This window comes from Arthrobacter sp. D5-1 (genome assembly GCF_017357425.1).
Classification (GTDB): domain Bacteria; phylum Actinomycetota; class Actinomycetes; order Actinomycetales; family Micrococcaceae; genus Arthrobacter.
In genome coordinates, this window is sequence record NZ_CP014571.1 from 3,709,714 (window position 1) to 3,735,365 (window position 25,652).

The 25,652-nt window shown below is 62.8% G+C and carries 24 protein-coding genes; 7 read left to right on the top strand and 17 right to left on the bottom strand.

All coding sequences use genetic code 11. The annotated features are described in order from the left end of the window. Window positions 1-176: 176 nt before the first annotated feature. From paaZ to AYX22_RS17090, 4 genes are all read right to left on the bottom strand, one after another. Window positions 177-2,276, bottom strand: a complete 2,100-nt coding sequence (paaZ, locus tag AYX22_RS17075; RefSeq protein WP_207594447.1) for a phenylacetic acid degradation bifunctional protein PaaZ — start codon at window positions 2,274-2,276, stop codon at window positions 177-179. Between the two features lie 167 nt (window positions 2,277-2,443). After that, entirely contained in the window at window positions 2,444-3,460 is a 1,017-nt protein-coding gene (locus AYX22_RS17080; RefSeq protein WP_242703379.1) for a glycosyltransferase family 2 protein, read from the bottom strand. After that, window positions 3,457-4,197 (bottom strand): tyrosine-protein phosphatase, encoded by a 741-nt coding sequence (locus AYX22_RS17085; RefSeq protein ID WP_207594448.1) that lies wholly within the window; start codon window positions 4,195-4,197, stop codon window positions 3,457-3,459. Before AYX22_RS17085 ends, AYX22_RS17080 begins: the two co-directional genes overlap by 4 nt. 116 nt (window positions 4,198-4,313) lie before the next feature. Next, a complete protein-coding gene (locus AYX22_RS17090; RefSeq protein WP_207594449.1) occupies window positions 4,314-5,189 on the bottom strand; it encodes an SGNH/GDSL hydrolase family protein in 876 nt (291 codons plus the stop codon). A 451-nt stretch (window positions 5,190-5,640) separates the two neighbouring features. On the opposite strand from AYX22_RS17090, the gene AYX22_RS17095 reads away from it, so the two are divergent. The 6 genes from AYX22_RS17095 (at window position 5,641) to AYX22_RS17120 (ending at window position 11,809) form a co-directional block, all read left to right on the top strand. After that, window positions 5,641-6,663: a LacI family DNA-binding transcriptional regulator gene (locus AYX22_RS17095; RefSeq protein WP_207594450.1), complete on the top strand. Its 1,023-nt coding sequence runs from the start codon at window positions 5,641-5,643 to the stop codon at window positions 6,661-6,663. A 98-nt stretch (window positions 6,664-6,761) separates the two neighbouring features. Next, window positions 6,762-7,997: an extracellular solute-binding protein gene (locus AYX22_RS17100; protein ID WP_207594451.1), complete on the top strand. Its 1,236-nt coding sequence runs from the start codon at window positions 6,762-6,764 to the stop codon at window positions 7,995-7,997. Between the two features lie 9 nt (window positions 7,998-8,006). Beyond that, entirely contained in the window at window positions 8,007-8,996 is a 990-nt protein-coding gene (locus AYX22_RS17105) for a sugar ABC transporter permease (RefSeq protein ID WP_207594452.1), read from the top strand. Window positions 8,997-9,003: 7 nt separating this feature from the next. After that, a complete protein-coding gene (locus AYX22_RS17110; protein WP_207594453.1) occupies window positions 9,004-9,876 on the top strand; it encodes a carbohydrate ABC transporter permease in 873 nt (290 codons plus the stop codon). 29 nt (window positions 9,877-9,905) lie between these two features. After that, entirely contained in the window at window positions 9,906-10,679 is a 774-nt protein-coding gene (locus tag AYX22_RS17115) for a ThuA domain-containing protein (RefSeq protein WP_207594454.1), read from the top strand. After that, window positions 10,676-11,809 carry a Gfo/Idh/MocA family oxidoreductase gene (locus tag AYX22_RS17120; RefSeq protein WP_207594455.1) on the top strand — a complete coding sequence of 378 codons (1,134 nt, stop codon included), beginning with the start codon at window positions 10,676-10,678 and terminating at the stop codon, window positions 11,807-11,809. Before AYX22_RS17115 ends, AYX22_RS17120 begins: the two co-directional genes overlap by 4 nt. Before the next feature lie 107 nt (window positions 11,810-11,916). On the opposite strand, the gene AYX22_RS17125 is transcribed toward AYX22_RS17120, so the two are convergent. The 9 genes from AYX22_RS17125 to AYX22_RS17165 form a co-directional block, all read right to left on the bottom strand. Further along, the gene (locus AYX22_RS17125; RefSeq protein WP_207594456.1) at window positions 11,917-12,513 is read right to left on the bottom strand and encodes a GNAT family protein; all 597 of its coding nucleotides are present in this window, start codon (window positions 12,511-12,513) and stop codon (window positions 11,917-11,919) included. A gap of 26 nt (window positions 12,514-12,539) precedes the next feature. Further along, window positions 12,540-13,403: a 3-hydroxyacyl-CoA dehydrogenase family protein gene (locus tag AYX22_RS17130; RefSeq protein WP_207594457.1), complete on the bottom strand. Its 864-nt coding sequence runs from the start codon at window positions 13,401-13,403 to the stop codon at window positions 12,540-12,542. Further along, on the bottom strand, window positions 13,400-14,227 hold the full coding sequence (locus tag AYX22_RS17135) for an enoyl-CoA hydratase/isomerase family protein (protein WP_207594458.1): 828 nt from the start codon (window positions 14,225-14,227) through the stop codon (window positions 13,400-13,402). The genes AYX22_RS17130 and AYX22_RS17135 overlap by 4 nt, the downstream gene beginning before the upstream one ends. Further along, window positions 14,227-15,453, bottom strand: a complete 1,227-nt coding sequence (locus AYX22_RS17140) for an acetyl-CoA C-acyltransferase (protein ID WP_207594459.1) — start codon at window positions 15,451-15,453, stop codon at window positions 14,227-14,229. The genes AYX22_RS17135 and AYX22_RS17140 overlap by 1 nt, the downstream gene beginning before the upstream one ends. A 156-nt stretch (window positions 15,454-15,609) precedes the next feature. Continuing rightward, a complete protein-coding gene (locus AYX22_RS17145) occupies window positions 15,610-16,266 on the bottom strand; it encodes a pentapeptide repeat-containing protein (RefSeq protein WP_207594460.1) in 657 nt (218 codons plus the stop codon). Beyond that, entirely contained in the window at window positions 16,266-16,724 is a 459-nt protein-coding gene (locus AYX22_RS17150) for an SRPBCC family protein (RefSeq protein WP_207594461.1), read from the bottom strand. Before AYX22_RS17150 ends, AYX22_RS17145 begins: the two co-directional genes overlap by 1 nt. 45 nt (window positions 16,725-16,769) lie before the next feature. Then, the gene (locus tag AYX22_RS17155; RefSeq protein WP_242703380.1) at window positions 16,770-17,189 is read right to left on the bottom strand and encodes a DUF2177 family protein; all 420 of its coding nucleotides are present in this window, start codon (window positions 17,187-17,189) and stop codon (window positions 16,770-16,772) included. Window positions 17,190-17,197: 8 nt separating this feature from the next. Beyond that, window positions 17,198-19,066, bottom strand: coding sequence for an AMP-dependent synthetase/ligase (locus AYX22_RS17160; RefSeq protein ID WP_207594463.1), 1,869 nt, complete (start codon window positions 19,064-19,066; stop codon window positions 17,198-17,200). After that, window positions 19,063-19,542 carry a MarR family transcriptional regulator gene (locus AYX22_RS17165; protein ID WP_207594464.1) on the bottom strand — a complete coding sequence of 160 codons (480 nt, stop codon included), beginning with the start codon at window positions 19,540-19,542 and terminating at the stop codon, window positions 19,063-19,065. Before AYX22_RS17165 ends, AYX22_RS17160 begins: the two co-directional genes overlap by 4 nt. Before the next feature lie 93 nt (window positions 19,543-19,635). Between AYX22_RS17165 and AYX22_RS17170 the strand changes: the two genes are divergently transcribed. After that, a complete protein-coding gene (locus AYX22_RS17170) occupies window positions 19,636-20,505 on the top strand; it encodes a DUF1295 domain-containing protein (RefSeq protein WP_207594465.1) in 870 nt (289 codons plus the stop codon). A 169-nt stretch (window positions 20,506-20,674) separates the two neighbouring features. On the opposite strand, the gene AYX22_RS17175 is transcribed toward AYX22_RS17170, so the two are convergent. The 4 genes from AYX22_RS17175 to AYX22_RS17190 all read right to left on the bottom strand — a co-directional run bounded on the left by AYX22_RS17175 (window position 20,675) and on the right by AYX22_RS17190 (window position 25,558). After that, on the bottom strand, window positions 20,675-22,138 hold the full coding sequence (locus AYX22_RS17175; protein WP_207594466.1) for an amino acid permease: 1,464 nt from the start codon (window positions 22,136-22,138) through the stop codon (window positions 20,675-20,677). A gap of 239 nt (window positions 22,139-22,377) precedes the next feature. Continuing rightward, complete coding sequence (locus AYX22_RS17180) at window positions 22,378-22,734, bottom strand: Rieske (2Fe-2S) protein (protein ID WP_207594467.1); 357 nt, start codon at window positions 22,732-22,734, stop codon at window positions 22,378-22,380. Beyond that, window positions 22,731-25,211, bottom strand: coding sequence for a nitrite reductase large subunit NirB (nirB, locus tag AYX22_RS17185; RefSeq protein ID WP_207594468.1), 2,481 nt, complete (start codon window positions 25,209-25,211; stop codon window positions 22,731-22,733). Before nirB ends, AYX22_RS17180 begins: the two co-directional genes overlap by 4 nt. Then, complete coding sequence (locus tag AYX22_RS17190; RefSeq protein ID WP_089596049.1) at window positions 25,211-25,558, bottom strand: molybdopterin oxidoreductase; 348 nt, start codon at window positions 25,556-25,558, stop codon at window positions 25,211-25,213. The genes nirB and AYX22_RS17190 overlap by 1 nt, the downstream gene beginning before the upstream one ends. Between the last annotated feature and the right edge of the window lie 94 nt (window positions 25,559-25,652).

The following is a 25,652-nucleotide window of genomic DNA, read 5'->3' on the forward strand; positions in this document are numbered from 1 at the left end:
CTTCCCCGTCATGTGGGAAGGCGTTCGATCGGTCGCCGGCACATCAGTTTCCATTTGAGCCCGCGGGACATGAGAGAGCGACCCACCCAAACCCGCGGGACATGAGAGAGCGACCCACCCAAACCCGCGGGACATGAGAGAGCGACCCACCCAAACCCGCGGGATGTGAGAGAGGGTTACTTCTCCACGAGGGTGAGGACGTCGTAGGTGGCCACGATTTCGTCGTTCTGGTTGGTCAGGACAGCGTCCCAAGCAACTTCGCCGTACTCGTCCGTCTCACGGGGGGTGATCTTCTTTGCGGTCAGCGTGACCCGGATCGAATCTCCCGCCGCTACTGGGGTGATGAAGCGCAGGTTCTCGAGGCCGTAGTTGGCCAGGACGGGACCGGGCGCAGGCTCCACGAAGAGGCCGGCTGCCCAGCTCAGGAGCAGGTAGCCGTGGGCAACGATGCCAGGGAAGAACGGGTTGGCTTCTGCGGCCTCCTGGTTGGTGTGGGCGTAGAACGTATCGCCCGTGGAGTTGGCAAACGCAGTGATGTCCTCGAGAGTGACCTCCCGAAGTTCCGAGCGAACCGCGTCGCCGATCCGGAGGGTGGAGAGGTGCTTGCGGAACGGGTGCTCGCCCTCGGTTTCCACCGTGAAGTTGCGGTCGGCGCCCGTGTGCCACTGGCCCGTGACGGCGGTCAGCATGTTCGGGGAGCCCTGGATGGCGGTGCGCTGCATGTGGTGCAGGACGGAACGAATGCCACCGAGTTCCTCGCCACCACCGGCGCGGCCCGGACCGCCGTGAACCAGATGCGGAACCGGGGATCCGTGACCGGTGGAGGAGCGGGCGTCTTCACGGTTGAGCATGTGGACGCGGCCGTGGTGGGCTGCGATGCCAAGCACCAACTCCTGCGCCACGGAAGGATCGTTGGTGCACACCGAAGCTACCAAGGAGCCGGAACCGCGGGCTGCGAGGCGGACGGCGTCGGCCAGATCCGAGTAACCGAGCACGGAGGAAACCGGGCCGAAGGCCTCGAGCGAGTGTACTTCCTCGGCTTCGGCGTCCGCCCAGCTCAGGAGAACGGGCGACATGAAAGCGCCGTCCTCCACGACCCCCACTTCGCCGCCAACTGAGGTGACCGACGGCGTATCGAGGGATCCGTACGCAAGCTCGCCGCCGGCGTCGAGCATTGACTGAACTGCCGCGCGGACATCGGCGAGCTGTTCCAGCGACGCCAGCGCACCCATGGTGACGCCCTCGGCGCGGGGATCGCCGACGACGACGCGTTCGTTGATACGGGCGCCGATGGCAGCAGCAACATCGGCCGTGAGCGACTGGGGAACAATGATGCGGCGGATGGCCGTGCACTTCTGTCCCGCCTTGACGGTCATCTCGGTGACGACGGCTTTGACGAAGGCGTCGAACTCCGGGGTACCGGGCACAGCGTCCGGGCCAAGGATCGCAGCGTTGAGCGAGTCGGTTTCAGACGTGAAACGGACGCCGCCTTGGACCACGTTCTTGTGGCCTTTCAACGAGTTCGCCGTTGAGGCCGATCCTGTGAAGGACACGAGGTCGCGGTAGTCGAGTTCATCCAGGATGGTCCGGGCCGAACCGGAGATCAACTGAAGGGCACCAGCCGGCAAAATGCCCGATTCGACGATGGCCTTGACCGCAGCGGCGGCCACGTAGCCCGTGGGCGTCGCCGGCTTCACTATGGTGGGAACACCGGCGAGGAAGGCGGGAGCGAACTTCTCCAGCATGCCCCACACGGGGAAGTTGAACGCATTGATCTGCACTGCGACGCCGGGGATGCGGGTGTAGATGTGCTCGCCCGCGAACGAGCCGTCCTTGGACAGCACTTCCATGGGACCGTCCACCACGACCTGCGAGTTGGGCAATTCACGGCGGCCCTTGGAGCCGAAAGTGAAGAGCACGCCAATGCCGCCGTCAATGTCGATCATGTTGTCGATCTTGGTGGCGCCGCTCTGCGACGAGGACTCGTACAACTCCTCACGGCGGCCGTTAAGGTACTGGGCAAGCTCCTTGAGCTTGAGCGCACGCTGGTGGAACGTCAGCTTCCCGAGTTCAGTTTGGCCTGTGGTGCGGGCGAAATTCACGACGGCGGCAAGGTCCAGTCCGTCGGTGCTCACGTTGGCCAGGACTTCACCGGTGCTGGCATCGCGGACCGGGACCTTCCTGGCGTCGGGTGCCGGGGTCCACCAGGCATCCTGAACGTAGCTGGGGACGGTTGCAACGGCTGTGGTTTCCGGGGCGACTGCGGTAGTGGTCATCGTCGACGGGTCCTTCCAAGGCACGTGAAATCGGCACGGTCATTGCTGGCTGGAGCCAACATTACTGACCGGCCGTTCGGTAATATATACAGGGTACATGAATGCCCGGAGGAGTACAGCAGTTATTTTGCGGGACGCCCCTATCCGGGACGTCCCTGCGGGGAGGCTTAGCCCTTGCCGCCCAACTTCTTCGCCAACAACAGCGGCTTCTTGAGGAACTCCCCCACACTGGTCCGGGCAATGACCGTCTGGTTCAGGGCATCCAGCCGCTCCAGAACATGGTCCAGCTTGGCACCTGCCTCGTCGAGGCGACGCTCCTGCGCGCGGATGAGCTCTTCCTGCTCAGCCAGGACGCGGGTCAGGTACAGCATCCCGCCAAGCCCTCCCTGGGCGACGCCATCGCGAAGATGCTCATCGCGGACCAAGGCATCGTAGCGGGCATGTTCGGCGGCCTTTGCGAAAATGCTGTTGCCATCATGTCCCTCGGACTCCGGCCGTTGAGACCAAAACGCGAGCGGTTCGCCGTCGATAAACCCCACGCGCGAGTGGCTGAGGGTGCGCAAGTGGAACTCCCAGTCGCCCACCACGGGGAGGTCCTCGTTGTAGTAGCCCACAGCATCGTGCAGGCTCCGGCGGTACAGGAAGGAAATGGGAACGGCCCGGTTGATCTTCAGCATGTCCGCAAGGGTGATCTGCTGCATACCCGCCCAGAAGAGCTCACGGCGGATCGGCTCAATCCGGTCCCCCACCAGTTCCTCGATGACGATCTCGGTCCGGACCATGACGCCGCTTTCGGCTCCATGCGCAGGCTCATCCAGGTAAGCCACGGTGCTCTCCAGGAAGTTCGGGGCCCAGAAGTCATCGTCATCATGGATCACAATGAACTCACCGGATCCGGCTTTGATACCCGCGTTCGACGCCGCTTCCATCCCCACGGACTCGGAATGGTGGAGCGTGGTGATCCGCTCCCGCTCGCCGTCGGCCCGCTGGGACGTGAGGCGATCGACGTCGGCCGGGTTGCCGCCGTCGTTCACAATCACCAACTCGAAGTCCTGGAACGTCTGGGCGAAAATGTCGTCCAAGGCCCGGGCCAGGAAAAGCGGGCGGTTCTTGGTTCGGGTCACGATGGTGACGCGGGCACCAGCATTCATGGCAGGTCCGTTCCGTTCGGCAAGTGTGATCAATCCTGCATGTTAGCAGCGCGCGGAAGCGCAGGGACCAGCTTCGCCCGAACCGCCGCGATCTCCAGCTCAGAGACCCCGTTGGCCGCCAGGAAAGCCACCGCGTCGATCGAACCAAGGAAGTCCCGCAGGCCCGCCCGCCGCTGCGCCAACAGGGCCTCAAGCTCGTCGTCAGAGAGGTACGGATCATGGGCGTGCGGGGCGCCATGCGTTCGATGCCGCTCGTTGATCCCACGGGCGGCGAGCTCGTAGCCACGAACGATGTCCTCGTCACCCATACCCGCCAGCCGCTGCAGCATCAGCGCGATCACCCCGCTGCGGTCCCTGCCCGCCGAACAATGAACCACCACCTTCCCCGGCGAAGAAGCTATCGCTTTGAAAACCGCCGCGATCTTCTCCCCGAAAAGATGCAAATAGTCACCGTACTGCGCCGGGTCCTTCAGATACGGGCCGAACAACTCATTGAAGTCGCTGTGGTCCGGATCCTCAGTGGGGCAATGGACGACGTCGATACGCGCCTTCACGTCATTTGGCACCTCGGGATCGGTGTCGCGTTGGCGACGCTCCCGGGAGGCGCGGAGATCGATCACGGTGCGGACGCCGTCGTCGTACATCTGCTGCCAACCCGTCTCGGTGACCCATTCGTGCCGGCCCATCCGGTAGACGTCCCCGGCAATTCTCCAGGCGTTGACTGCACCGTCCCAGCGAACGGCTTGGTGAGCTGACGTGGTTCCTTCCATAGGAGCCAGCTAAGCACATTGAGGATAAGTGCGTGAGGGTACCGCCGAGGGGTTGGCTCTCAGCACTTTCGAGCGTGCATACTGCCGAAAGCCCGCTCCTCGACGAACGCGTAGACCTAACGCTTGGCCAACTGGGCCGGCTTGACGGCGGAGACCAGCGCGGCTGCGTATGCCTGATGCCCTGCAATGTTTGGATGGAAGTTGGCGTCCGGGAGAGGCAGCCTGAAGTCCAGGACGATCCACGGCACCAGGGAATTCGCAGCGTGGCCGGCGAACCTCTTAGTGACGTCAATGAACTTCGCGTTGGTCCTACTGTCAGCGACCGCCTTGGCGATGGTTGAGTTCAGAGCGTCGATGGCCTGATTGACCTTTTCTTGGTTCTGGACAGGAATGACCGGCGCACCATTGACGGGATCAAAAAGTCGCGGGTAGCCCATGACAGCAATGGTTGCCTGCGGAGCCGAAGCTTGAGTGGTTTGGTAGATACCCTCAAGTCCGGCCTCAAGCACGGGGAGGTTGGCGATGATCGCGTTAACGGTCCCTGCACACGTCACGGTGTCCGGAGTCGCGCAAGCCTGAAGCGCCAAAAGGCTTCCCGCATCGATGGCGCCGGCGGTGATGCTCACCAACTCGGCATTTCGGAGTGCGGTTTGGCCGGACGCGATCTGTTCAACTACGGACGGTGCACCGTTGTAAAAAGGACCCCCGGGTACGAGCAGGGCTCCGTGGCAAGCGAGGTTCTCAAGTAAGTTGACCCGGCCAGTATCCGCAACCACGTCCACATAGCCAGGGTGGCTCTGCCAGCAAAGGGCGTCCCGGTAGAGCCCTCCTGCGCCAGTCCCCGCCGTGTACGAATCACCGAGCGCCACGTAGTCAGCTGATGGTGGCGGTGCGGCATTGGCAGGACTCCCAACGAATCCCAACGAAAGTCCCACGACAGCGAGCCCTCCCACTAAAGCCGCCAGCCGTCGTCGTGCTTGATGAGTTGCCATGATTTCCCCTTCGTACTCCTCAAATGGGGCTCCGGCACTCCGAAAGAGCGGAGGTCACGGCTCGCCCCACCACTCGGCCGCATACCGGGGCAATGTGTTGGCTAGAATACGCCTGATGGCGCGTGGGCAACAGGCCTTGACAGGGGCCCGAGGGGCGAGCTCTCGGGGGTAACGAGGGCACAAGCAGGCGAGAACCCACCTCTCGGCACACGCACACCCCACCACCCTCACCGAAGGGTCAGCTCTCGCGGGTAACAAGGGCACAAACAGGCGAGAACCCACCCCCCGGCGTGCAAAGCGAGAGGGACTTAGCGAGCAGGTTTCGGGAATCGAACCAGGCAAGACCCTTGCGAAGCCCGAGTGACCCATGTCATACTCATTCTCGATGCGCATCGACGATACGTATCGACAACCATCACAACTGTTCAGCAGCGAGCAAAAGGAGGCCAGCATGCCCACTAGCAAGGACGTAGCCCAGGCCGCCGGAGTAGCTCAAAGCACGGTCTCCTACGTCTTGAGTGGCAAGCGGCCCATCTCCGAGAAGACCCGGAAAAAGGTTGAGGACGCCATAGAGCAGCTCACCTACCAGCCCAACGCTGGGGCACGAGCCCTGGCTGGGCGCAGGACCCACGTGATCGGCCTGGTCATTCCGTTCATCCCTGAACTGGAGATGGGTTCGATCATGGAGTTCGTCTCCGTAATCGCTTCCACGGCACGGCAATATGACCACGACATTCTGCTGGTGACGGAAGACGAGGGGGCCGCCGGGCTGCGTCGCGTCGTCGGTCAACAAATCTGCGATGGACTGATCCTCATGCAGGTTGAGGACGAGGACGAACGGCTCCCCATCGCGCGGAGCCTGAACGTGCCGGTGCTACTGATCGGCATCCCCCGCGACCCGTCCGGGTTGGTGTGCATCGACGCGGACTTCGAAATGGCCGGCGATCAGTGCGTCCGGGACTTGGCCAAAGCCGGGCACGACGTCATTTCAATCATCGACTGGCAGCCGGCAGTGGTGAACCGGCATGTAAATTACGTGGAACGGTTCATGGGCGGAGCGGATGAGGCCGCCAAGAGCCTGGAGGTGACGGTTCAGCACTTCCCAGGCGGCGCGGACGTCAGCATCATCACCGACTCCGTGGATAAAGCACTGGCCGCAACCCACGGCAAGCCAGCGTTCATTGCACCGGACCGTACAGTCCAAGACATCTTGCGTCGGGCATTGGCCGCCCGAGGACTCACGCCAGGCGTAGATGTCTCAGTCATCGGCAGCGCATCTCCAACGCTTGCAGAACTCCAGCCCATTCCCCTCTCCACCATTGACCTCCGCCCGGCTGAAGTTTCCCGCCGCGCGGTGAAGATTATTTGCGACCTCCTCGAAGCCGAGAACCAGGGACCACACGAATCCCTGGAACTTGTACCTACGGTCATTACGCACCGTGCAAGCACGCTCCGCCCACCCAACGGCAGCTAAACACCCTCTGTAACCACCTGCTCTACCTCGATTCCGAAATCATCGATGCGCATCGTCGATACGCATCGATAAATCGATCCCCACAAAAGGAACAGACAATGAAGTCAGCACAAAGGACACGCCGTCCACTAGCTCTCGCCGTAGTTGCCTTGATCGGTTTGCCCCTGGCTCTTTCAGCCTGCGGTAGCTCCACTGCAGCTTCATCAACAGAAGCCGTCACCGAAATCTCCGTGATGGACTACTACAACAACGAGCCGGACAAGTCGTTCATTGGGGCCGCCCTGACCAAATGCGGCACCCAGTTGGGCGTGACCGTGAAGCGGGAAACCGTTCCGGGCAAGTCCCTCATTTCCAAGGTTCTCCAGCAGTCGTCTTCCAAGACGCTGCCCGATGTCCTCATGCTGGACAACCCAGACCTCCAACAGATCGCCGCCACAGGAGCACTGGCTCCCCTGGCCGACTTCAACGTCAGCACCGAGGACTTCGCGGAAGGCGTGCTGAGCGCAGGCACGTACAAGGACAAGGTCTACGGCCTGGCGCCCACTGTGAACACCATCGCTTTGTTCTACAACAAGGACATCCTGTCCAAGGCCGGCGTCACTCCGCCCACCACATGGGATGAGCTCAAGGATGCCTCCGCGAAGCTCACCGCGGGCGACCAGTATGGACTGGCTTTCAACGCAAACCCCACCTATGAGGGCACGTGGCAGTTCCTTCCCGTCATGTGGTCCAACGGCGGCGATGAGAAGAAGATCGACACCAAGGAGACCGAGCAGGCCTTGCAACTGTGGACCGACCTTGTGAAGAGTGGCTCGGTTTCGTCTTCCGCGCTCAACTGGACCCAGGCTGATGTCAAAGACCAGTTCCTGGCAGGCAAAGCCGCCATGATGGTCAACGGGCCGTGGCAGATCCCGGCCTTGGATAAGGAGCCCTCGCTTCAATACGGCGTAGTGAAGATCCCTGTCCGAGAAGCCGGGCAGACATCAGTGGCCCCGCTCGGCGGCGAAGTCTGGACGGTTCCTCAGACCGGAAACAAAGCCCGGCAAGCCAAAGCCGCAGAGATGGTGGCCTGCCTCAACAGCGACGAAAACCAGCTGGCTATGGCGACGGCCCGCAACACCATCCCCTCCAAGACCACGCTCTCGGACAAGTTCGCCAGCGACAACCCCAAGCTCGCCACGTTCACCGAGCTGATCAAGACCGCCCGTGCTCGCACTGGACAACTCGGAGAAGAATGGCCGGCGCAGGCTACCAAGATTTACACGGCCATCCAGACGTCGTTGACGGGCAATGCTTCACCGGCTGACGCCCTCAAGCAAGCCCAGGGTCAGTAGGCAGCCTCCATGTCTTTAGCAACTGATTTACCTCATTCAGGGGGGCAGGCTACCGGCGAGGCGGCGAAGGCTCACGGTACCGGCACCCAAAAGCCGGCACCCCGGCGTCGCACCCGCCAACGCCGCGAACGCATCTTCCAGTGGTTGTTCCTGGTTCCCGCAGTGGTCTATATGACGCTGTTCTTCGGTTACCCGGTAGTCAAGAACGTCATTATGAGTTTTCAGGAGTACACCACCTCCACGTTCTTCACCGGAGAAGCCCCATGGGTAGGGTTCGCCAACTACGTAACTGTGCTGTCGTCGTCGTTGTTTTCAACCTCGCTGCTGAATACCGCCTTGTTCACCATCGGCTCGATTCTGGGCCAGTTCGTGATCGGCCTGGCGCTGGCGATCTTCTTCCAGCGCAAGTTCCCGCTCAACGGCATCCTGCGATCGCTGCTCCTGCTCCCGTGGCTCCTTCCCTTGATCGTGTCCAGTGCTGTGTGGCGCTGGATTTTGGATAAGGACAGCGGTGCGCTGAACCGGTTCCTGGGAGACCTCGGCATCATCGATACCGGCATACCGTGGCTCACCAGCACATCCCTGGCGCTGATTGCCGTGGTGGGCGTGAACATCTGGATCGGCATCCCGTTCAACCTGACCATTCTCTACGGCGGGCTGCAGGAAATCCCGGACGAGCTCTACGAAGCCGGCTCCTTGGACGGCGCCACCGGATGGAAGGCGTTCCGCCACATCACGTGGCCCATGCTGCGGCCTGTAGTCAGCGTGGTGCTGGTTCTTGGGGTCGTATATACCCTGAAAGTGCTGGACATCATCCTGGGCCTCACCAATGGCGGGCCGGCCAACTCCACCCAAACCATCGCGACGCAGTCCTACAACCTCTCCTTCCACGAATTCAAATTCGGCGAAGGTGCGGCCCTGGGCAACGTGCTGGTGATCATCTCCCTGGTCTTCGCAGTCCTGTACCTGCGGGCCAGCCGACGCGCAGTGGACGAGTGAGGACAACATGACAACGGCACTGAAAGCACCCACGCTCCGGCGCGCCGGTGGAAAGGCCATGGGCCCGAAACCAACGGGCCGCAAAAACTGGGGCTACACAGCATTGGCCATCTTCTTCCTGGCCGTCATGCTCTTCCCCGTCTACTGGATGATCAACGCCTCCCTGCAACCAAACGGCACCACCCTGGAAACCTCGTGGTTCCCTGTGAAGCCCGACTTCACCGGCTACTCCACCGCCATCAATGAGCAAGCAGGCAATCTAGGAACCAGCCTCATCATCTCACTGGGCAGCGTGGCACTGAGCCTTGCCATCGCAGCGCCGGCCGCGTACGCGCTGGCCTACTTCAAGGTCCGAGGCGCTGGTGTGGTCCTGTTCGCCATCCTCATCAGCCAGATGATCCCGGGGATCGTGGTGGCCAACGCCCTCTACACCGCGTACAACGACCTCGGCCTGCTGAACTCCATCCCAGGCTTGATCCTGGCTGACTCAGCCCACGGGATCCCGTTCGCCATCCTCATCATCCGGGCCTTCATGAACGGCATGCCCGCATCAGTGATCGAAGCGGCCCGGGTGGATGGGGCAGGCCACCTGCGGGCGTTCTGGTCGATCGTCCTTCCACTCAGCCGGAACTCCCTGATCACCGCGGGTCTCTTCACCTTCCTGTTCGCCTGGAGCGACTTCCTTTTCGCACTGACCCTCACCACCACCGAAGCCGTCCGGCCCGTCACCTTGGGCATCTTCCAGTACATCGGTGCCTACGTGAATGACTGGAGTTCGGTCATGGCGACGGCGGTACTCGCCTCCGTCCCGGCCATCGTCCTGCTGGTCGCGGCCCAAAAATACATCGCCGCCGGCACCACCGGCGGTGCGGTCAAGTAGACCGCACACACACTTACAAAGGAGAAATCATGACTGACAGCAATCCCATCCGTGTCACCGTGTGGTCCGAGAACCGCCACGAGAAGCGCGACGAACTGGTGGCCCGCCTCTACCCGGACGGCATGCACGGCGCCGTCAAGGCGGGCATCGAAGAGAACCTGGGTGCCGCCGTCGAGGTCCGGACCGCAACCCTGGACGAACCCGACCACGGCCTCACCGAGGAAGTCCTCGCGAACACCGACGTCCTGACCTGGTGGGGGCACATGTCCCACGGCGATGTAGAGGACGAGATCGTGGAGCGCGTCCACCGTCACGTCCTGGCCGGAATGGGGCTGATCGTGCTGCACTCCGGTCACTGGTCCAAGATCTTCACCAAGCTCATGGGAACCTCCTGCACCCTGCGTTGGCGCTCCGAGCAAGACCGCGAACTCGTATGGACGGTAGACCCCACCCACCCCATCGCCAAGGGCATCCCGCACCCGATCGAGATCCCGCAGCAGGAAATGTACGGCGAGTTTTTCGACATCCCCACCCCTGAAGAACTCGTGTTCATCAGCTCGTTCAGTGGCGGCGAAGTGTTTCGCTCCGGCTGCACCTTCCGCCGCGGCCACGGCAAAATCTTCTTCTTCAGCCCCGGCGACCAGGACTACCCCGTCTACCACCACAAGGACGTCCGGCGCGTGATCGCCAACGCCGTGGAATGGGCCGTCACCGACCGCCCGGAACGCGCTGTTCCGGAGCTGCTCCGCTACGAAACCAACGACTTCTTCAACGGCAAGAGCTACCAGGGGGCCAACGCGTGAACCCGCCTTTCGCCACGAATCCCGACGACGGTACTCCCCTTCGCGTCATCGTTGTAGGCGCCGGGGGCATGGGCCGCGCGTGGCTTCGAACTGTTGAATCGTCGCCGCTGGTTGAGCTGGTGGGCATCGTTGACCTGGACCTTGCGGCTGCCGCTGAGGCGGCGGCATCCGTGGGCCGCCCCGACCTCCCCCTTGGTACCGGGACCGCCCGGTTGGCGTCCGACGTCGGAGCCCAGGCAGTCATCAACGTCACCACCCCGGCCGCGCACCATCCGGTCACCGCCGAAGCCTTGGCCGCAGGCTTGCCGGTCCTCGGTGAAAAACCGGTAGCTTCGACTGTGGCGCAAGGACTGTCCTTGGCCGCCGCCGCCGAACTCCACGGCCAGCTGTTCATGGTCAGCCAATCCCGGCGGTACAACAAGCACTTGTTCGCGGCAAAACGATTGTCGTCGACCCTGGGTTCAGTGGGCATCGTCTCGGCCGAGTTCTTCAAAGCCCCGCACTTCGGCGGATTCCGCGACGCCATGGATCACCCGCTCCTGCTGGATATGGCCATCCACCAGTTCGACATGGCCCGGTTCCTTCTCGACGCCGACCCCGTGTCCGTCTTCTGCGAGGAGTACAACCCCTCTTGGAGCTGGTACAGCGGTGATGCGGGATCCACGGCCATTTTCGAGATGACCGGCGGCGGGCGGTTTGTTTTCACGGGCAGTTGGTGCAGCCCGGGCCAGGAAACCTCATGGAATGCTTCGTGGCGTATCAGCGGTGAGCACGGAACTATTCTCTGGGACGGCGACAACGAGCCGGTGTCCTCTGTCCCTGCTTCCGGCGATGCCGCAGAGTCAGAGGATCCTGGCCAGGAAATCGCCGGGTCCTTGCGGGACTTTGTGGCCGCTGTGCGCACCGGAAGCACGCCTATGGGACGGGTTCATCAGAACATCATGAGCCTGGCCATGGTGGAGTCCGCGATTCTCAGCGCTTCCAAGGGCGTCCGGATTTCCGTGGATTCGCTGCTGGAGGACTCCTACCAGCAAGCGATCCTGGCAGAACGAGACCCCGCGGTGCTGGAGGTGCTCAAATCGTGGACGTCGGTTCGGAGTGCGTTGGCCGGGGAGCACCTGCCGTCGTGAGCAACACGCACACCTGCGAGCCGTCGAGGGGTTAGCTCTCGGGAGTAACGAGAACACTTACAGGCGAGAGCTCACCCCTCGCCGCACACACACCCCACTCTTCGTGGCTACGCGCCGTACTTTGACAACCGGAACTCCAGTCCGTTGCGCACGGCGGGCCATTCGTGCTCGAGGATGGAAAAGACCACGGTGTCGCGCAGCGCTCCGTCGGTGCTGCGCGAGTGGTTCCGGAGGACGCCGTCCTGCTTGGCGCCGAGCCGGGCAATGGCATCACGGGACTGGTGGTTCAGCCAATGCGTGCGGAACTCCACGGCCGGGCAGCCCAGTGTCTCGAAGGCGTGCCGCAGGAGCAGCAGCTTGGAATCCGGGTTGGTTCCCGTGCCGTGTGCAGACGCAGCGTTCCACGTCGAACCGATCTCCACGCGAGGGGTCGCGGCGTCGATGTTCATGTACGTCGTCATGCCGATGAGCTTGCCGGTGGCGTTGGAGCGCGTGGCGAAAGGCACCATGGAGCCTTTCGCCAACAAATCCAAGCGGCGATCGATTTCACCCGCCATGCCTTCCGGGGTGGGGACCGAGGTGTACCAAAGCTTCCAGAGGTCACCGTCGTGGGCTGCATCCACCAGCCCGTCATGGTGTTCCTGGCTCAACGGTTCCAGCGTTACGAATTTTCCGGTCAGGGTGATGGGTTGGATTGAAGTCACCCGGTTAGCTTAACCGTCCGCTGGCGTTAGTCTTTCCAGTCGAAGAAACCCTTGCCCGTCTTACGCCCGAGTTCACCCCGAGCCACTTTGTCGCGGAGGATCTGTGGCGGAGCGAAACGGTCACCCAACGTGGAATGCAGGTATTCGGCGATGCCCAGCCTGACGTCCAGGCCCACAATGTCGGTAGTTTTCAGGGGGCCCGTGGGGTGTTTGTAGCCAAGCACCATGGCGGCATCGATGTCTTCAGCCGATGCCACGCCTTCCTCCACCATGCGCATCGCTTCGAGGGCAATCGCCACACCCAGGCGCGAGGAAGCGAACCCGGGCGCGTCATTCACGACGACGGCGGTCTTGCCGAGTGCCTCAGTCCAGATTTTCGCCGCAACAGCGAGTTCGGGAGACGTCTCCTTGGCCAGCACCACCTCGATGAGGGTGGAGGCCGGGACTGGGTTGAAGAAGTGCAGCCCCACAAAGTTCCCCGGGCGGCGGAGTTCGTTGGCGAGGCCGGTGACGGAGAGCGAGGACGTGTTCGATGCCAGGAAAGCATCAGCGGACAAGTGCTCCTCCACAGCTTTCAGCGCCGACACTTTGAGGTCGTAGTCCTCAGGCACGGCCTCCACCACGAGGCCGCAGTGGATGAAGGATTCGTAGTCCGTGGAGGTGCTGAAACGGGACATCGCCTGGTCGGGGGTTTCGTTCAGGGTCCCGCGGGCAGCAGACTTGGCCACGGCCTCAGCAACGCGGCCCTGCGCTCCGGCCGCTGCCTCGTGATCGCGTTCCACCACAATCACAGTGGCTCCTTTGACGAGGAAGGCATGGGCGATGCCGGCACCCATCCGGCCTCCGCCCAATACTCCTACGACGTGCGGGATGGCGGGAGCTTCGGTCATTTCTGGGTCCTGTCGTTGTTGCCGGAAGTCGGAGCGGAGGTGGCGGATGCGTCCGTGTCTTGCGTAGCCTTCGCCGATTTTTTGTCCAGGAAAGCCTGCATCCGGTCAAACTTGGCCTGGGACTCAAAAAGGATTCCCTGGGCCAGCGTGTCGATCAGCGGGTGGGCTTCGGCCGGAGCGTGGAACACGGATTTGGTGATGCGCACCGCCAAGGGATCCTGGCGGCCGATCCGATCGGCCAGTTTGTGCGCCGCCTCCATAAGCTCAGGGGCTTCATGGATTTCGGTGATGAGGCTGATCCGCAAGGCTTCCTCGGCGCGAAGCACGGCACCAGCCAGGAGGATTTCCTTGGCCTTTGGTTCACCCACGAGTTCCTTGAGCCGCCAGCTGGCACCTGCCGCGGCGAGGATTCCCAGGCCGGTTTCCGGGTTACCAATCCTGACGCTCGGAGTCCCGATGCGGAAGTCCGCCGCATAGGCGAGTTCAGCGCCCCCGCCCAGGCAGTACCCGTCCAAGGCCGCGATGACGGGCATGGGCAGCTTGGCGATCCGGACAAAGATGGTGGAGTTGATACCCTGCAGGGCGTCGTCACGGCGTCGTTCGCGCAACTGCCCAATGTCGGCGCCGGAAGCGAACACCCCGTCCGTCCCGGCGATGATCAGTACTTTGGGGTTCCGCTCCAGTTCAGCACACACCTGGTGAAGCTCGTCCACCATGGTCTGGTCGATCGCGTTGCGGACCTCGGGACGGTTCAGCAGGACAGTGAGGCGGTCGTCGCGTTCCTCAAGCAGGAGGGTGGTGAAGTCTTCCGGGTTCAGTGCCATTACACGCCTTCCAGCAGCATTGCGGTACCCTGTCCAACGCCGATGCACATCGTGGCCAACCCCAGCTTCGGCCCGAAAACCGAGGCGAGTTCACGCTCCATGCGGCCCAGCAGCGTGATCGCGATCCGTGAGCCGCTGGAACCGAGAGGGTGCCCCAAACTGATGGCGCCGCCGTCGTTGTTCACAATTTCGGGATCCAGGCCGAGACGGCGCATGCTGGCCAGCGACTGCGTGGCGAAAGCTTCGTTGAGTTCCACCGCGCCCAACTGGTCCACGGTGAGCCCAGTGCGTGCCAGGATCTTTTGCGTGGCCGGGACGGGACCGATGCCCATGATCTCGGGCTCGCAACCCGCTGAAGCACCGTCGACGATACGGGCGCGGGGCACCAATCCGAACTTCTTGATGGCAGCTTCCGACGCGACAATGATGGCCGAGGCGCCGTCGTTGAGCGTGGACGAGTTGCCGGCCGTGACCACGGATCCGCCGGGCACAACGGGCCGCAACCCGGCCAGGACGTCCATGGTGGTGCCTTCGCGGGGTCCTTCGTCGGTGTCCACCACGGTCTCGGACTTCCGGGTCTTGACCGTCACGGGAACAATTTCTTCCTTGAAGCGACCGCCCGCAATGGCTGCCAGTGCGCGCTGGTGCGAACGGACGGCAAAGGCGTCAGCATCCTCACGTGAAATCTTGTCCACGCGGCCTACTTCCTCAGCCGTTTCCGGCATGGAATAGGTCATTTTGCCGTCGCGTGAGAGCTCGCCCTTGGTGAAGAGCGGGTTGGCGAAGCGCCAGCCGATGGAGGTGTCGAAGATCTGTCCGGGCTTGGCGAACGCCGTGGTGGGCTTCTCCTGAACCCACGGGGCGCGGCTCATGGATTCGACGCCGCCGGCCACCACGATGTCCGCGGCACCGGATTTGATCATGTGGCTGGCCATGATGATGGCGCTCAGGCCGGAGGCACACAGGCGGTTCACGGTGATGCCCGGAATGTGGAGGGGAAGTCCGGCAAGAATGGTGGCCATACGGGCCACGTTCCGGTTTTCCTCGCCTGCGCCGTTGGCGTTGCCGAGGATCACCTCGTCAATGGAGTCAGGATCGACGCCGGCACGCGCCACTGCTTCCCGGACCACCAGTGCTGCGAGATCGTCCGGGCGAACGGAGGACAGTGCCCCACCGTAGCGACCTACAGGCGTACGTGCGCCGCCAACAAGAAAAGCCTCGACCATGAGAACATCCTTCGCGAAAGTGAAAGGGACCGGTCTGGAATAATATACCGACCGTTCGTTCTATAAAGATTACACGGCCCGGCGTAACGGTCAACAGCTGACGTCATCTGTTGCACCGGCCCGCACAGGAACCGAAGCAGTCCCGGAAACCCGGGATCACACCACCCGGATCCCGAGGTGACCAGCCAGGAGGGGTGCCATGAGGCTGAGTTGGTAGTCATCGATAACAACCCCCGCCAGCCCGGCCAATCCGTTGATGCCACGGAACTCCGAGGTCCGCAGATCAACATCCTTGAGCTTTGCCCCGGTAACGTCCAAGGTGCCGATAGTGCAATTCTTCAGGGCGATCCTGGTGCCTGCGCAGCCACCGAGATCCAGCTCGTTGATGATGCAGTCCGAGATCTGGAGGTCCATGAGCTTGGAGCCGCGCAGGTTCACATAGTCCAGCTTGCCGCCGTCGATCCGGACCGAGCGCCAGTTCCCCTCATAAAGTTCAGCTGAGCCCCATCGAGGGTTGCTGATTTCCACGTCCTGCCAGGAGCTCCGCGCGGCGGTGAAGACCGGCGCGTACGGCTCGGCCAGAATGCACTCGCGGAACGTTGCACCCCGCAACTGCGCCTCATTGAAGGAGACACCGTTCAATTCGCATTCAATGAAGTCGGAGCCACTCAGTTCCTCTCCGTCGGCAGAAACCTTGGTCCACCTGACGCCGTCATACCGTTCGCCACGCTGGAAGTCCGGAGCGTCGTCGTCGCGCAATTCTTCCAAACGGAGCGGTGAAATCTTAGGGGCCGCAACCTTCGCAGCCGCCATCAGAGGGATTCCGCCTTTGCTGCGATCTCCGTCAGGTCCTTGGCGAGGGCCTTGCGCGTCATGCTCATGCCGATTTTCCCGAAGAGCGCCATACCTACCTTGCTGAGGAACGACGGCTTGAGGACCTCGGCGCCGAACGTCAGCGTAAGGTCCGTACCGCCGTCGCGCTCGGACAGGGTGAAGCGCGAGGTGTAGTCAGCGCCGCCCTGATGCGCCTTCACGGTAGTGCTGCGCGGCGGGTCAGCCTGGGCAACCCACATTTCGACGGTTTCCTGCTTGCCCATCATGGTCCTGGTTTCCTTCCAGCGCGTGCCTTCGCCGTACGGACCTTCGCTGAGCAACTGGACGGAGTCGATGCCGGAGAGTGTGCCGGCCGAGCCCGGGATGTCCGAGATAACGGCCCAGACTTTCTCCGGACCTGCCTTAATGTGCTGCGTCAGGGTGGTGGTGTGTTCCATACATCGAGCCTAGACCCGACCCCTGACAGTCCCAACCGAAAAGGCCTACGACGCCGGGCGCCCCTTCAGCACGTTTCGGAGCAGCACCACCGTGAGCCACGTGACCATAGCGCAGACACCAACACCCCAGGCGATGTCCGTCACGGCCACCAGTGCCGGGAAGTCCTTGAGGACAGCGAGCGCCGTCAGAGCCCAGGTTGTGTACGTGAAGAACCCAAACAGCGCGCCACCGAGAATCCGCCCGCGCAGCGCAATGTCCGCCTTCGCCGGCCGTACCCCGTAGTGCACGATCCCGGCAACGAAGACGAGGTAGAACAGCACAGCTGCGAGGGGTTGCGGGCTGGCCGCCAGGAGATGCCCCATCTGGCTCTGATACTGCCGCTGCGCCACGGTGACGATCCATACGACGTCGATCACGGCAAAGATCACCGCGGCCAGGGCGTAAGACAGGAGCCACCTTTTCATGGTTTGGCTCATCCCTGCCGCCGGGTGTCTGTGTAGAGGCTGTCAACGATATGGCGGGCTCGCTCGGTGAAGGCTCCGCGCTTGAGTTTCATGGTGGGTGTCACGATCCCGTTGGCTTCGGTGAGGTCAGTCAGCAGCAAGGCGAACCGGCGAACTTGCTCTGAGCGGGCGATTTTCGCATTGGCGGCACTGACGGCCTGGCCAATCACGGCGAGAAGCCGGACGTCGTCGATTTGGACTGCGCCGCCGTCGTCGGGGATCCGGAGGCCCTTCAGATCGGATATCCCTTCGCGCTCAGCCCATGCGGCCAAGGATTCGGGGTCCAGGAGCACCAGCCCGCCGAGATAGGGTTTCCCCTCCCCCACCATCACGGCATGGGCCACCAGCGGGTCGCCTTCAACGTAGCCTTCCCAAATGGCCGGGGAGATCGTTTTCCCGCCGGCGGTGACAATCACGTCCTTGATCCGGCCCTTCAACGTGAGCCGGCCCAGATGGTCCAGCTCGCCGAGGTCCCCGGTCCGGAAGTAGCCGTCGACGAACGCGTCTGCGTTGTCTGCCTGCCGACGGTAGCCGGCAAAGACGCCCACACCGCGGGCCAGCACTTCACCTTGGTCTGAGAGACGCACGGTGGTACCGGGCATGGGGACGCCCACCGACCCCGAGTTGATGGCGCCCGGCAGGTTCCCCGTCAGGGGGGCTGTGGTTTCCGTCAGCCCGTAACCTTCGATCACGGGCAGCCCGAGGCCGCGGAAGAAGAGGGACAGTTCCGCATCCAGCGCGCCGGCGCCGGAGAGCAGGTAATCGAGCCGCCCGCCCACCAGTTTCCGCAGCCGGCCGTAAAAAAGACGGTCGAACAGAGCCCGGCGAATGCGGAGGCCTGCAGAGGCACGGACAGTAGGGTCGGCGTCGTGCGCTTCGGCAAACCGGCCCCACTCCACTGCCGTACTTTGCGCCGAAGCCCACACGCGCCCCAGCCGTTTTTGTGTTGCGGCGGCCGCGGCCGATGCCTGGATCTTCTGGAGGACCCGCGGGACCACCACCAAAAACGTGGGCTTCAACGCACCCAGCGCGGGCACCACGTCGCGGGGATCGGAAAGGTGGGCGATCCGCATGCCGTTGGCCAGGCAGATCAGCTGGAGCCCGCGCGCCAGGACATGGGCCATAGGCAGGAAGATGATGGTGTTCCCGCCCTCACGGACCACCTCGGTGTAGGCTCCTGCAACGTTCAGGACCTGCCCCACGAAGTTGCCGTGGGTGATCAGTGCACCCTTGGGCGCGGCCGTGGTGCCCGACGTATAGACAATGGTGGCCACGGTATTGAGGTCTGCCAGCAGGCGACGCTCCTCCACGGCGTGATCCGGGATTCCGGCGCCGCCCTCCACCAGGTCTGCCAGGTCCGCTCCGGGCCTGGCATCGATGGTCCATATCCCCAAAGCCTCGATTCCAGCATCGTTGAAGCCTTGTTGCAGCAAAGCGGCGTGCTCTGCCGTGCCGCCCACAGCAAGCCTGACATCGGCGTCAGCCAGAATCGCCGTCACCTGCGGTGCCGCCGAGGTTTCATAGACAGGAACCACGACGGCGCCGGCGAACCAGGCGGCCATATCGGCCAGTGCCCATTCGTACCGTGTGGGGGACATGATGGCCAGGGATTCACCTGGCTGGATGCCTGCGGCGATGAAGCCTTTGGCCAGGGCCCGGACTTCTTCGACGAATTGTTCCGTGGTGACCTGCCGCCACGGATCGGTGATGGCAGCACCGGCCGAGCGGACTTCGAAAGCGATATGCCCTGGGCTTGTCCGCACGCGTTCCATGAGCAATTCGGTGGCATTGCGGTGGTTGGCGGCGTCAACCACCGGCGGGGAGGTGAATTCTCTCAACGGGCACCCTCTGTTGATATCGACTGCAGGTGGTCCTGCATGAGGTTCAGGACGGCGTCGAGGAAGTCCGTGACGAAGGCCTGGCGTTCGGGGGGCAGTGCGTCCAGCTGCTGGCTGGCGGCGGACAGCAATGGCAGCATCAGGTCCTTGACCTTGCCGGCTGCTGCGCTGGTGACGTTGACGCGCACTTGGCGCCGGTCTTCGGTACTGCGCATGCGTTCAACATAACCGTGTGATTCCAAGCGGCTGACCAGCGCAGTGGTGGTGGCCGCCGTCGCGCCCAGTTCCGCGGCAAGCGCTCCGACAGTGACGGGTCCGGAGTCCGCCAGGACGGTCAGCGCCCTGTAGTCAGTGAGGTTGAGGCCCAGCGTTCGGGCAACCTCACGTTCGGTCTCATTCGCGAGGCTGAAGAGACCTTGCAGGGTCCGGGAAGCCGGGTGGTCCAGCCCTCCGGTAGCCTTCTGATGGTTTTGCATGGTTATATAGTAATCAAATTAGATTGAACATCAAACAGGCTAGGTAAACCTCGATGAGACGTTACGGGGAACCACTGCGAAAGGAACCGCGCCGTGAAGGATTCAGACAGGAAGGGCCTGATTGCCCTTCCCGTAGTAGTGCTGCTGGGGGCGCTCGTCGCTTGGGCTGGAAGCCACCATGGGCAAGGCCTCGCTGGCATTCCCCTCTATACGGCAGCAGTCGCCGCGGCCTTCATCATTCAATGGATCGTCTTCATCCCGTCCTTTAAAGCCCAGACGGAAAAGTTCTTCGACCTCACCGGCTCACTGACCTACGTGGTGATCACGGTGCTCCTGGTGCTGGCCACCCCCGGAATCGATGCACGCTCGCTGCTCCTCGCGGCCATGGTTACCGCGTGGGCCCTTCGCCTGGGCACCTTCCTGTCGCGGCGCATCCACAAAGCCGGCAAGGACGATCGCTTCGACGAGCTCAAGCCCTCGTTCATCCGCTTCCTGAACGTCTGGACCATGCAGGGACTCTGGGTGGTCTTCACCGCGGCAGCGGCATGGGTGGCCATCACCAGCACCAACCGAGTGGCTTTGGACTGGCTGGCCATCCTCGGATTCGTGGTGTGGGCGGCAGGATTCGTCATCGAGATCGTGGCGGACCTGCAGAAGAGCCGGTTCAAGGCCAACCCTGCCAACAAGGGAAAGTTCATCTCCACCGGGCTGTGGTCCAAGTCCAGGCACCCCAATTACTTCGGCGAGATCCTGCTGTGGACCGGGGTAGCCATTATCGCGATTCCGGTGCTCCAAGGCTGGCAGTGGGTTGCGCTGATCTCCCCGATCTTCGTCACCCTCCTGCTCACCAAGGTCAGTGGCATTCCCCTTCTGGAGAAGAAGGCCGACAAGACCTGGGGCGGCGAAGCCGGGTACGAGGCCTACAAGAAGAGCACACCGGTGTTAATCCCCAAGCTCGGCTAGTCCGCAGAGCAGGCCCCACAACACGAAACCCTCCCGTTGTGGGGCCCGCTCTGCACCCTTTGCGCCAGGAATAGGGCGCAAAGCGGGCCTCGCAACGCGAAAACGGCGCGTGCCCCCGGAAGGAGGCACGCGCCGTCGTACGTTTGAAACGCAGGAAACCAGACGAGTCTTAGCTGAAGAGCTCGCTCTTGGGTTCGTTGTTCTTGACCTTCTGCCAGCCGAGCCACAGGACCAGGGCGAAGAACGGGATGGTCGCGAGGGTCCACAGGCCCAGCAGGAACACCTCGCCGGTTTCTTTGTCGGTCATGGAATCGAAACCGATCAGCACGGTGATCGCCAGCAAGGCAATGAGCCCCACCCAGCTGGTCCACGGCGAACCGGGCATCGGCAGGCTGGAGACGTTGCCGCGCTTCTTCCGCAAGGCAATCTGGCTCGCGAAGATGGATCCCCAGGTGAAGATCACACCAATGGACGCGGTGTTCAGCGCGAGGTCGAACGCGTGCGAGCCGCCCAGCCAAATGTTGAGCAGGATGCCCGCAAGGTAGACGCCGCCGATCGCCAGAATGGCTGCGTACGGCACGTAGCGGGTGGACATCTTGGTGAGCCACTGCGGGGCGTGGCCGTTGTTGGCCATGGTGCGGAAGATACGCCCGATCGAGTACAGGCCCGAGTTGCAGGAGGACAACGCGGCAGTGATGACGATCATGTTCATGACATCGCCCATCCAGCCGAGGCCCATCTGGCCGAACACAGTAACGAACGGCGAGGTGCCGGCGACGTACTGGTCGGACGGCAGCAGCATTGCGAGCAGCGTCACCGAACCAACGTAGAAGACCACAATACGGACCACGACGGCGCGGATCGCCTTGGGAACTTCGCGTTCCGGGTTTTCCATCTCACCTGCGGTGATACCAACGAGCTCGATGGCGTTGTAAGCGAAGATCACGGCGTTGAGGACCAGGATCATCACCAGCCCGCCCTTGGGGAACATGCCGCCGTCTTCGTGGAAGAGGTTGGCGACGGACGCGTTGCCGTCGCCCACCTTGGCGTTGGTGACAACCATGAAAGTGCCAACGGCCAGGAAGATCACGATCGCCGCGACCTTGAGGCAGGATGCCCAGAACTCGAACTCGCCGAACGCCTTGACGCTGAACAGGTTCACGGCAACCAGCAGCACCAATGCTGCGATCGCGGACAGTTCAATGGGCACGTTCGGGAAGAAGAACTGGAAGTACAGGCCGATGGCGATCAGCTCGGCAATGCCTGTCATGGCCCAGTTGATGAAGTACATCCAGCCGGAAAGGAACGCGCCCTTCTTGCCGAACATTTCGCCGGCGTAGCTCACGAAGGAGCCGGACGTCTGGCGGTACATGATGAGTTCGCCGAGGGCGCGCATCAGCAGGTAAGCGATGACGCCGGCAATGGCGTAGGAGAAGATCAGGGCCGGGCCGGTGGAGGCCAGGCGGCCACCGGCACCCATGAAGAGGCCGACGCCGATAGCGCCACCCATGGCGATCATGGTGACGTGGCGGCGGCTCAGGGTCTTCTGGTATCCCTCGGCGCTGAGGTTGGAGTCCGAGGCTGAAGATGAGGCCTTGGAGCTCTGGAGATCTGTGGGAGTACTTTGCGGCACAGCTGTTCCTTGTGGGTTGGGGTGTTGCTGTAGGTGTCACGCCCATGCCGGAACATAGGCGTCTTTGGCACACAAAATTCGAGCTTTTCCTCTTTGGAGGACCCGAAGTGTGACAAAGAACGCAGAACGCCGAAGCTTCGCGCAACCCGTCTATCTTACGGGATTAACCCGAATGCCCGTGACGCAGGCAACAAGGAGCCATGGACAAGGGCCAAAACCCGCTTGGAAATGGCTGCTGTTCAGCCCAATTCCAGCACCACATTTCCGGCCTCATCTGCGAAAACCCTGTAGGCGCGCAGGGGGTTGGCGCCCGTGGTGGAGCACCCTGTTTGGAGTTCGAAAGCGTGTTGATGAAGGGGGCACACCACCACCTGCTGGTCGATGGTGCCGTCCGCGATCGGGCCGCCTTTGTGCGGGCAGACACCCGAGACGGCCCGCAGGTTTCCATCCCGCAGGCGGAACACCGCCACCTGCTCGCCGTCGATTCCAAACGCCCGGCCTTCACCGAACGGAATTTGGTCAACGGGACCAAGGACGCGATGGGCCTTCGATCCAGCGGCAGATACTGACCCGGCACTCACTGGCTGCGCGCTCATCGGACCGGCACCTGCGGCAGGACTGTCAAGGGCAGGGAGGTCCGGAACTGGCCGGGCGTCAGCGGATCATCGCGTTCGCTCCAAGGATCCACATAACTGTCCACCGAGGTTTGCATGGAAGCATCCAAACGGGCCGCGATCCCCTCGGAATCGTCCAGGATGACGCTGCGGATGTGCTCGATCCCTACGCGCGGCACAAACGCATACGTCCGCTCCAGCCAGTTGGCGTTCTCCCTGTAGTACTGCATGAACCGGCCTGTCAGGAGGGTCACCTCTTCCGAAGTGTCCACTGTCGCGAGGAGATCGCCCTTGCGGATATGGGCGCCCGCGGCTCCGCCGATGTAAATTTCCCAGCGGCCACCTTCCACGGCCACTACTCCCACATCCTTGACCAGGGACTCCGCACAGTTGCGGGGGCAGCCGGAGACGGCGAGTTTCAGCTTGGCCGGCGCTTCAATTCCCTGGAACCTGGACTCCAGCCCGATCCCCAATCCCGTGGAGTCCCCCGTTCCGAACCGGCAATAGTCCTTCCCAACACACGTCTTGACCGTGCGGAAGCTCTTGCCGTAGGCGTAACCGGAGGGCATGTCCAGATCGGCCCAAACCTGTGGAAGCTCTTCCTTGGGCACACCCAGAAGGTCGATCCTTTGCCCGCCGGTCAGCTTGATCAGGGGAATCTTGTGCTTCTCGGCGACGTCCGCGATCCGCCGGAGCTGCTGCACCGAGGTCACCCCGCCTTTCATCTGCGGGATCACGGAGAATGTGCCGTCGCGCTGGATGTTGGCGTGGACCCGGTCGTTGATGAACCGGGCGTCGCGTTCGTCCACGTAGTCCCCGGCCAGCATCATTTTCATCAACGACGCCAGCCCCATCTTGGATTTGGCATCCTCAGCACTGCCCGGAGCCAAAGCGGCAAAGACCTCTGACACGGAGCGTAGCCCGCGGGCCCGGATCTCCGCCATCAGGGAAGCCTTGTCCAACGGAATTCCGGGAACGTAGTAGGTGGCTGCCGGGTCTTCCTCCACAGCACCGCCGGAGGCCCACTCCACCACTTGGGTCACCATGAGCTTGCACGAGCCGCAGCCCTTCCCAGCCCGGGTAGCGTCCATGGCAGCGGACACCGATGTGCACCCACCGTGGACCGCGGACACCAACGCCCCCTTGGAAACGCCGTTGCAATTGCAGACCTGGGCGCTGTCCGCCAGTTCGGCAACGCTCTCTTCCTCCCCCGGTGACCCGAGGTCGAACATCAGCGAGAGCCGCTCCTGAGGCAGGGGCCGGCCTTGATCAAAAGCCTGGGTCAGGTAGGCCACCTTACGGCTGTCACCCAGCAGGGTGGCGCCCACCATCTTGTTGTCCCGGATCACGATCGACTTGTACACACCACGGCTGGGTTCCGAGAACACAATGTGCTCGTCGCTGTCCCGTTCCGGGCCATGAAGTCCCATGGAAGCGACGTCGACGCCGGCCACCTTCAGCTTGGTGGCGGTCCTGGACCCCAGATATATCGAGGAGCGGTCCACGCCCGTGACATGGTCGGCCAGCACGGCGGCCTGTTCCCACAAAGGCGCCACCAGCCCGTACACCTCGCCGCGGTGCTGGACGCACTCCCCCACGGCAAAAATCTCCTCTTCGTCCATCACCCGCAGGTGGTCATCCACCACAATTCCGCGCTCCACTGCCAAACCACTGACGACGGCGACATCCACGTTGGGTCTGATGCCTGCGGTGACCACCACCATGTCGCAGTCGAGGTTGGGCTGATCGCGCAGGGCCACCCCGGTGATGCGGTCCGAGCCCAGGATCGCCGTGGTCCGGCTTCCGGTGTGCACCGCGATGCCCAGCGCCTCAATGCTTCTCCGCAGTATTGCACCGCCGTCGGGCCCCATCTGGGCGCTCATCAGATGACTACCCGAGTGGACCACGGCGACGTCCAGGCCATGGGCCTGCAACCCCCGCGCTGCCTCCAGCCCCAGCAATCCGCCGCCGATCACCACCACCTTGCCTTGCTGATCGTGCTGGAGCCCGTGTTGGGCACACTGGATCATCCTTCGGGTGTCGTCCATGGTCCGGAAGGTGAAGACTCCATGCCGCACCGTTCCGCTGGGCGTGTAGATGCCGTCCATGGGTGGCAGGAAGGAACGGCTGCCCGTGGCAATGATCAAGTAGTCGTACTGGACCACGCGGCCATCGGCGGCGAAGACATGCCGGCTGAACTTATCGATCCGATCCACACGGACCCCGGCGTGGAGGGTGATGTTGTTGTCCTGGTACCAAGGCAGGTCATTGAGGAAGATGTCCGCATCGCTTTCCTCACCGGACAGGACGTGGCTGAGCATGATCCGGTTGTAATTCCCGTACGGCTCGTCGCCGAACATGGTGATCTCAAACAGATCCGCACCACCCCTGGCCAGGATTTCCTCCACAGCCCGGCCGCCGGCCATGCCGTTTCCGATCACTACCAGCCGCTTTTTCATCAGTGCTCCACCATGCCCAGATCCACCACCACGGTTCCCCGCACCCCGGCAGGGGCCACGATGAACAGTTCGATCACGGACCCGCCTTCGGTGTCTTCCACCACCCTGAGCGGGATGTGGACATCGCCCTTGGCCCCGATGGGGAAATAGCGGAGGGGAATGCGGTCCCGCATCAACACCACGGTGATCAGTTCAGGGCTGGAGTTGCCGCCACGGAAGTACAGCGTCTGGTTGACCACGCCATCCGGAACAAAGTGCGAGAGTTCGGCGTGGATGGGAACCGGTTTATCCAGCCCGGTTCCTTCAAAGTGGTAGATCCCCTGCAGGAAGAGATTCTGGATGATCACGGGAAAAGTCCTTTCGGCCGGTTCCCTTCCCATGGTGCTCCGCCGTTGTTTCGGGACGCTCGATGCCGTGTTTCCACCTGCAGGACAGGGGGTA

Excerpts from the sequence above, each read along its gene's own strand:
- AYX22_RS17140 (WP_207594459.1), bottom strand. The coding sequence starts at position 15,453 with ATGGTCGAGGCTTTTCTTGTTGGCGGCGCACGTACGCCTGTAGGTCGC.
- AYX22_RS17145 (WP_207594460.1), bottom strand. The coding sequence starts at position 16,266 with ATGGCGGCTGCGAAGGTTGCGGCCCCTAAGATTTCACCGCTCCGTTTG.
- AYX22_RS17110 (WP_207594453.1), top strand. The coding sequence starts at position 9,004 with ATGACAACGGCACTGAAAGCACCCACGCTCCGGCGCGCCGGTGGAAAG.
- paaZ (WP_207594447.1), bottom strand. The coding sequence starts at position 2,276 with ATGACCACTACCGCAGTCGCCCCGGAAACCACAGCCGTTGCAACCGTC.
- AYX22_RS17155 (WP_242703380.1), bottom strand. The coding sequence starts at position 17,189 with ATGAAAAGGTGGCTCCTGTCTTACGCCCTGGCCGCGGTGATCTTTGCC.
- AYX22_RS17150 (WP_207594461.1), bottom strand. The coding sequence starts at position 16,724 with ATGGAACACACCACCACCCTGACGCAGCACATTAAGGCAGGTCCGGAG.
- AYX22_RS17135 (WP_207594458.1), bottom strand. The coding sequence starts at position 14,227 with ATGGCACTGAACCCGGAAGACTTCACCACCCTCCTGCTTGAGGAACGC.
- AYX22_RS17100 (WP_207594451.1), top strand. The coding sequence starts at position 6,762 with ATGAAGTCAGCACAAAGGACACGCCGTCCACTAGCTCTCGCCGTAGTT.
- AYX22_RS17115 (WP_207594454.1), top strand. The coding sequence starts at position 9,906 with ATGACTGACAGCAATCCCATCCGTGTCACCGTGTGGTCCGAGAACCGC.
- AYX22_RS17090 (WP_207594449.1), bottom strand. The coding sequence starts at position 5,189 with ATGGCAACTCATCAAGCACGACGACGGCTGGCGGCTTTAGTGGGAGGG.
- AYX22_RS17085 (WP_207594448.1), bottom strand. The coding sequence starts at position 4,197 with ATGGAAGGAACCACGTCAGCTCACCAAGCCGTTCGCTGGGACGGTGCA.
- AYX22_RS17130 (WP_207594457.1), bottom strand. The coding sequence starts at position 13,403 with ATGACCGAAGCTCCCGCCATCCCGCACGTCGTAGGAGTATTGGGCGGA.
- AYX22_RS17165 (WP_207594464.1), bottom strand. The coding sequence starts at position 19,542 with ATGCAAAACCATCAGAAGGCTACCGGAGGGCTGGACCACCCGGCTTCC.
- AYX22_RS17105 (WP_207594452.1), top strand. The coding sequence starts at position 8,007 with ATGTCTTTAGCAACTGATTTACCTCATTCAGGGGGGCAGGCTACCGGC.
- AYX22_RS17180 (WP_207594467.1), bottom strand. The coding sequence starts at position 22,734 with ATGAGCGCGCAGCCAGTGAGTGCCGGGTCAGTATCTGCCGCTGGATCG.
- nirB (WP_207594468.1), bottom strand. The coding sequence starts at position 25,211 with ATGAAAAAGCGGCTGGTAGTGATCGGAAACGGCATGGCCGGCGGCCGG.
- AYX22_RS17095 (WP_207594450.1), top strand. The coding sequence starts at position 5,641 with ATGCCCACTAGCAAGGACGTAGCCCAGGCCGCCGGAGTAGCTCAAAGC.